The organism is Amycolatopsis sp. NPDC003861 (assembly GCF_053605405.1).
In genome coordinates, this window is the sequence record NZ_JBSGJD010000516.1 from 1 (window position 1) to 1405 (window position 1405).

Annotated in this window: 2 protein-coding genes; both read left to right on the forward strand. The window is 74.6% G+C overall.

Going from position 1 to position 1405, the window contains the following annotated elements; translation table 11 throughout:
• Nucleotides 1-125: 125 nt before the first annotated feature.
• Nucleotides 126-716, forward strand: coding sequence for a hypothetical protein (locus ACWEVN_RS47885; protein ID WP_452055715.1), 591 nt, complete (start codon nucleotides 126-128; stop codon nucleotides 714-716).
• Between the two features lie 51 nt (nucleotides 717-767).
• Nucleotides 768-1405: hypothetical protein (locus ACWEVN_RS47890; RefSeq protein ID WP_452055716.1), on the forward strand; the 638-nt coding region annotated here is incomplete at its 3' end.

The window sequence follows — 1405 nt, forward strand, 5'->3', positions numbered from 1 at the left end:
CGGTGCGCGTCGCGGCGCACCGGGCCCGGGGCCTGCCCGTCCCAGAAAGGCCCGGCGACTTGCGAAGCACCACCGAGTCGGTACCGTCGGGCCTGCCGGGACGTCGTCGGGCAGGAGGTACGCGAGTGCGGCAGCGGACGACCGTTTTCGCCGCTCTCACCACGACGATCGCCATCGGTCTCGCCGGGTGCGGGCAGCCCGCCGAAGTGCAGGCGCCGCCGCGCGACCAGGACGTTCCGGTGACGACGCCGTCGCCCCGGCCCGATCCGGTGGCGAGCTGGGCGAGCGGCTACTGCGACGCGGTGACGCACCTGGTCGGCGCGCTCGCGTCGCTGCCGGCCGTCGACCCCAGTACGCCGCAGAAGGCGTCCCGGACGTCCAGTGACCTGCTCGCCTCGGTCGTCGACGGGCTCGACCAGAGCCTGGCCGGGCTGAACGCGATCGGAGCGCCGCCGCTGCCGTCGGCGGACGGCGGGCGCCAGGACGTCATCGGGCAGTTCACCGCGATCCGCGTGGACGCCGAGAACGCGCGGCAGCGCATCGAAGCGGCCCGCGGGAACGCCGCGGCGACGAAGGAGGCCCTCGGCCAGGCCAGGGCGACGCTCGACCGCATCGACGCCCTCGACTACCTCAAGGGCCTCAAGGACGTCCCCGCCCTCGCCGCGGCGGAACAGCGCACTCCGGCCTGCCGCCGGTTGGATCAGCCTGCTGGCTGAAGATTCCCGCGAGACCTCCCGCGAATCGAACTTGTGTTCTAGTATGGCGCGGTGGATCGGACGATCTCGCTCTTCTCCGCCGAGGCCAGCGGGCCGGGCCTGGGCGACCTGGCCGGCCTGTTGTGCTGCCACGGCCAGATCACCGGCTTCGGGCGCACCGCCGCCCGGCTGTCGGTGGTCGTCGAAGAGCCGTGGCGGGCCCACGTCCTGGCCGGCGAGTTCCGCTGCCGTGGTGCGGACGCCCAGGTCTCGAAGGCCGACTGCGGCCGTCCGCAGGTCCGCACGTCCTTCCGGGTCGACCTGCTGCCGCTGGCGCTGCGGTGGCTGCGTGAGGGCTGCGCGGGCCCGGTCGAGGACGACTCGGGCAAGGCGGTGCCGGACGGGTTCCGGCTGAGCGGCGCGATGCTGCGGATGTGGGCGCTGGCCGGCGGCCGTCCCGGCACGCAGGGTTACCTGCTGGGCGTCGACCCGCTCGCGCCCGGTATGCACGAGCGGCTGGTCGAGGCGCTGACGCCGTTGGGCGTCGCGGCGAAGCTGACCGGTCCGAAGGCCGACGTCCCGGCCGTCAAAGTCACCGGGAAACGCCGGCTGGAGGCGCTGCTGGAGCTGATCGGGGAGCCGCCGCCCGGCGCCGAAGCGGCGTGGCCGGGCGCTGCCCCGCAACCGGTCCCGCACCCGGAGGCCGTGAC